This is a genomic window from Streptomyces sp. NPDC006265 (assembly GCF_040613555.1).
Classification (GTDB): Bacteria; Actinomycetota; Actinomycetes; order Streptomycetales; family Streptomycetaceae; genus Streptomyces.
Genome location: NZ_JBEXSH010000665.1, coordinates 1 through 5,158, shown reverse-complemented (window position 1 = coordinate 5,158; position 5,158 = coordinate 1). Strand labels below are relative to the sequence as shown.

The window sequence follows — 5,158 nt, the reverse complement described above, 5'->3', positions numbered from 1 at the left end:
ACTCGCCGCACCCGCCGAAACCCCGAGTACGTCCAGTACGAGGGCTTCCGGCCGGCACGCCGAGAGCACGCACCAAACGCCGCTCCTCAACGGGCAAACGTTGCCTGCCGCGGCGCTAGCGTGCGTCGCCGCCCTCGCCGTCGCCGTACCGGACGCGGTCGTCGAGGCGCATCCGGCCGTCCGTCGGCGGGGCCGTCAGCTGCGGCAGCAGGTGCGCGGTGAGCAGCGTGGTCAGGGCCGAGGTGTCGGTGCTCGTGCCGTCCGTGCGGACGACCACCGGCTGCGGGGCCTTTCCGGCGAGCTGGGCGCCCACGTCCAGGCGCCGACGGGCCAGTTCGTACTGGAGCACCGCCCGGTTGTCACGGTAGGCCTTGGCCAGGGCCCGCTGGGCGCGGGCCTCGTTCTCGGCGGCGATGAGGCCGCTGCGCCCCCGCGTCTCGATCTCGAACCGCACGCGCTGCGCCTGGGTCTCCTGTTGCTCCAGCAGCTGGGCGACCTGCTCGCGAGCCCTGTTCAGCGCGGCCTTCACCTCGACGATCCGGGCGTCGCGGACCTTCTTGGCGCGCTCGATGTCCATGCCCAGGCTGTCGATGCGGCGCTTGCGGATCAGGCCCCATTCCTGGTCGTAGGCGGTCCGCTCCTTGGAGACCCGCTCGCGGGTGGCCAGGTGCTGCTGGTACTGCGTGGGCAGCTGCACATCCGGGATGTTGGAGCCGGTGATGCGCACGCCGTAGCCGGACAGCTGGCGGTTGAGCAGTTCCTGCATGTCGGCGACGTCCGAGCCGCGCAGGTCGTAGGCGCGCTCGGTGCGCATCCTGCGGGCCCGCTGCCGGATCGCGTCCTGTACCGCGCTGGACAGCACCAGGTCGAAGTTGCCCGCGCCGATGGTGCGGACGAACAGCACCGCGTCGGTGATGCGGAACTTCAGGAAGAACTCGATGGACCGCAGCGGCACGTTCTCCTGCGTCGGACAGGCCATCACGGGCGCCGAGTACGGGATCTCGGTGGCCGTGTCGACGACGAAGTCGACCCGTGACCACGGGTGCCACAGGTAGTGCCGGCCGGCGTCCAGGGTGCGGGTGACGGCGCCGTAGCGGGTCAGCACACCGTGGGTGCCCTGCTCGATCTCGACGATCGACGAACGCCACCACCACAGGCCGCCGACCAGCAGCATGACCACGCCGGCGACGTAACACAGAGTGGCCAGCGTGCCGTAGGCGAGATCGGCGGCGCCCTCGGAGTCCGCCTCGCGCAGCGACAGCATCACGCCGGCCAGCAGGGCGTAGACGCCGAGCCAGAGCGGCAGCATCCACCACAGGCGGCGGCGGTGGCGCGGGATGATGACCGGGATCAGCGTGTCGGCCTCACCGCCGCGCAGCAGGCGGGCGATGTCGTTCCAGGGGGCCACCGCCTCGGCGATGACCGAGCGGCGGCTCATACGGGCGGTGCTCACTGCTGGTCCTCCTCGGACACGGCGGACGGTTCCTCCGCGGCATGCGGTGCCGCACTCGCGGCATCGGCTTCAGCCGGTGCGCCGGCCTCGTCGGGCATCTGCGGCACGGTGGGCCGCTCGGCGGCCAGCAGGGCGCCGATCTCGTCCTGGCGGGCGGCGATGCGCTCGGAGACCTCCCCCAGACGGGCCCGGACGGCCGCCATGTCCTCGTCCGTGAACAGTTCCGCGCCCCGCTCACCCACCAGTTCCCGGGCCAGTTCGAGGAAGTCGATCCCGGCGCCGCCGACGCCGTCCGCGCCGCCCCCGCCGATGCGCACCAGGCGCGGCAGGTGGTCGGCGACCTGCTCCAGGGTGTCCAGCACCTGCTGCTGGTAGCGGTACTCGAGGATCTCGGGTGCCTCGGCCGCGGTGACCGCGCGGATGTCGAGGGCCTGTGCCTCCAGCAGCGCCGCGTTGGCCTTCGCCTCCGACTCGGCCTGCACGTAACGCTGGCGGGCCAGGGCCTCGGCGCGGTTGGTCTCCCGCTCCACGGCGGTGTCCATCTGCGCCTGGTACTGGGCTATGTCGGCCTGGATCGCCGAGAGAGTCTCGTGGCTGGAGGCGAGCTCCCTGGTCAGGTCGCCCTCGTCCTGCTGCTTGCGGAGCTGGAGGGCGTACTCGTGGGTGTACGCCTCCTTGGCCACGCGGACCATCTCGGGTGCGGCCAGGTCCATCCGGTAGCGCCGGTCGGACGGCTCGGCGTGCGTGATGTTGGCGTTGGTCAGCTCCACCGCGGGCCGGAACTGCTGGTTGAGCTGCTCCAGCAGACGGCCGGTGTCCTCGCCGACCATGTCGTAGATCCCGGCGGCCTCCTGCTCGTAGATCAGGCTGCGGATGGTCTCGCTGACGGCGTTGCTCAGCTTCTCCTCGAAGCCGCGCACCGCGCCCAGCGTGTAGACGAACTCCACCGGGTCACTGATCCGGAACTGGATGAACAGGTCGATGGACGCCTTGACGCCGCCCTTGGTGGGGGCCTCGCGCACGGGCGCGTTGAACGGGTACTCGCGGGTGGTGTTGACGATGTACGACACCCGCTTCCAGGGGCTCAGCAGAGTGACGCGGCCGGGGCCGACGATCTTCTCCAGCTTGCCGAACCGGGTGATCAGCGCCTGGCAGCCCTCCGGCACCATGACCAGGCCCTGCCGCCACCACACGAAGCCCACGGCGAGCAGCGCGATGATCCAGTAATGCAGCCCGAACAGCGGGTTGGTGAGCGGTTCGGCGCCCACCGCCGACCCGACCGCGGTGCCCACCGCGCCCAGCACCAGCAGCGACAGCACCGGAAGCATGGACAGGAAGGAGCGGCCCTTGGGCATCACCATCGGGCAGATGGCGTGCACCGGTTCGCCCTGCTCGTGCAGTTGCTCGCTGCGGCCGAGGGCCTCCCCGGCCTCGTCCAGCGGCACCGTCTTCTGCCGCATGACGGTGGCGATGGAACCGCCCTGCTCCCGGGCCGCCGGGAAGTCGGCCGGGTCCATGCCCTCGCTCTCGGTCTCATACCGCTCGTCATCGCCGTCCTGGGAGCCCGCGTACCGCGTGCTCCCTTCCTGGCCGCCGGCGTTGCCGAGTCCGGTGCGGCGGCGCAGTTCCTCCTGCGCCGCGGCTCGCGGATCGGTGCCGGATGCGACGGCCTCGGCGACGCTGCGTAGGCTCTGCGCCCGCGTTCGTGCCACGGCTCCCCCTTCGGTTGTGGTGCTTGTCGTGCAACTCGGGTGTCCCGTGTGTCCTGAGTGCTTCCGGTCATCCCACACGACGGTTTCCGGCAAGGGTAAGGGGCACACCCTGCAGGGTTACCGATTGGTAATTGCCGGGATGCACCCCTTACGCCGGGGAAAGCGGTGTCTTTCGGGCCGAGGCCGACAAGCGCGCCGAGCGGCCGCACGCAAGGGCCCTCCCCGGGGCCCCCTTACCCCGCCCCCAGCACCACCGTCCCCGACGAGCAGAACCAGCCCCCCGTCCCCGACGCCACCGCCAGTCGCGGCGGCGAGCCGTCGCCCCGCCGCACCTGCCGCTCCCCGCACTCCCCGCGCACCTGCCGCACCGCCTCCACCAGCAGGAACAGCCCCCGCATCCCGGGATGCTGGGCCGACAGCCCGCCCCCGTCGGTGTTCACGGGCAGCTCGCCGCCCTCGACCCGCAGCCGTCCCTTCTCCACGAACGCCCCGCCCTCGCCCTTCCCGCAGAAACCGAGGTCCTCCAGCGTCACCAGCGTCATGTAGGTGAACGCGTCGTAGATCTCGGCGACGTCGATCTCCGCCGGCCGTATCCCCGCCCGCTCGAAGGCCAGCCGCCCGCTCACCGCCGCGGGCGACACCGTGAAGTCCGGCCACTCGGACATCGCCGCGTGCGACACGGCCTCACCGCTGCCCAGCACCCACACCGGTGACGTCCGGCAGTCCCGTACGTACTCCTCGGCCACCAGCAGCACCGCCGCCCCGCCGTCGGAACGGACGCAGCAGTGCAGCTTGGTGAAGGGGTCCGCGATCACGGGCCCGGACAGCACCTCGTCGACCGTGATCGGGGTGCGGAACATCGCCTCCGGGTTGAGGGCCGCGTTGGCCCGGGCCTGCACCGCCACCTGCGCCAGCTGCTCGATCGTCGTGCCGTACTCGATCATGTGACGGCGGGCCGCCATGGCGTACTTGGCGATCAGGGTGTGGCCGTACGGGACCTCGAACTGCATGGGCCCTCGTAGGCCGAAGGACAGTGTTCCGGTGCGGCGGCCGGCTCTGACGTCCGCCCGGGCCGTCGAGCCGTAGACGAGCAGGACCGCGCGGGCGTGCCCGGCCGCGATCGCGTCCGCCGCGTGGGCCGCCATGACCTCCCAGGTGGAGCCGCCCACGGAGGTGGAGTCGACCCAGGTGGGGCGCAGGCCGAGGTACTCGGCGACCTCGACGGGCGCCAGTGTGCCGAGGCCCGCCGAGGCGAAGCCGTCGACCAGCGCCCGGTCCAGGCCCGCGTCCGCCAGGGCGCGGCGGGCCGCCTGGGCGTGCAGCGCGTACGGGGTCCCGTCGTCCACACGGCCGCAGTCCGAGAGGGCCACGCCGACGACGGCCACTTTCCTCCGGGCCACCATGAATCTGACGGTACATCAGATTGCGGCGGGCGTGGCAGGGCTCTGGGCTTCCCTGTTCCGTCGCCCTAATATGACGCTCCGTCAGATGCGCAGAGAGGTGCCCCATGGACGCCCGCTTCACCGACGAACAGGACGAGGTCCGCCGCACCCTGCGCGAGCTCCTCGGCAAGCGGTGCGGTCCGGAAGAGCTGCGGGCCGCCGTCGACACCCGGACCGGACACGACCCCGCCCTGTGGACCACCCTCGCCGAGCAACTCGGCCTGCCCGGACTGGCCCTCCCCGAGACCTACGGCGGTGTCGGCTGCACGGCCACCGAACTGGCCCTGGCCTGCGAGGAGACGGGCCGCACCCTCGCCCCCACCCCGCTGCTCGCCACCGCCGTCCTCGCCGCCCCGCTGCTGCTCGCCCTCGGCACCGACGCCCAGCGCGCCGAGCTCCTGCCCCGCATCGCCGCCGGCGGACTCACCGCCGCCCTCGCCGTACCGGGGCCCGCCCTCGCCACCGCCCTCGCACTCACCGGCCACGACCCGACCGACCTCGTCCACGCCCGACGAAGAGCCCCCCGCTGAGCCGCCCTCCCTCGCCGAAAC

Annotated in this window: 3 protein-coding genes and 1 pseudogene; 1 reads left to right on the top strand and 3 read right to left on the bottom strand. The window is 72.1% G+C overall.

All coding sequences use genetic code 11. The annotated features are described in order from the left end of the window. Positions 1-115 precede the first annotated feature (115 nt). From ABZ281_RS36895 to ABZ281_RS36885, 3 genes are all read right to left on the bottom strand, one after another. Positions 116-1,453 carry an SPFH domain-containing protein gene (locus ABZ281_RS36895; RefSeq protein WP_356662406.1) on the bottom strand — a complete coding sequence of 446 codons (1,338 nt, stop codon included), beginning with the start codon at positions 1,451-1,453 and terminating at the stop codon, positions 116-118. After that, positions 1,450-3,165 carry an SPFH domain-containing protein gene (locus ABZ281_RS36890; RefSeq protein WP_356662405.1) on the bottom strand — a complete coding sequence of 572 codons (1,716 nt, stop codon included), beginning with the start codon at positions 3,163-3,165 and terminating at the stop codon, positions 1,450-1,452. The genes ABZ281_RS36895 and ABZ281_RS36890 overlap by 4 nt, the downstream gene beginning before the upstream one ends. Positions 3,166-3,398: 233 nt before the next feature. Further along, positions 3,399-4,568 carry an acetyl-CoA acetyltransferase gene (locus tag ABZ281_RS36885; RefSeq protein ID WP_356662404.1) on the bottom strand — a complete coding sequence of 390 codons (1,170 nt, stop codon included), beginning with the start codon at positions 4,566-4,568 and terminating at the stop codon, positions 3,399-3,401. 104 nt (positions 4,569-4,672) lie between these two features. On the opposite strand from ABZ281_RS36885, the pseudogene ABZ281_RS36880 reads away from it, so the two are divergent. Continuing rightward, positions 4,673-5,095 (top strand): annotated as a pseudogene (locus ABZ281_RS36880) (acyl-CoA dehydrogenase family protein); the annotation flags it as partial. Between the last annotated feature and the right edge of the window lie 63 nt (positions 5,096-5,158).

Excerpts from the sequence above, each read along its gene's own strand:
- ABZ281_RS36885 (WP_356662404.1), bottom strand. The coding sequence starts at position 4,568 with ATGGTGGCCCGGAGGAAAGTGGCCGTCGTCGGCGTGGCCCTCTCGGAC.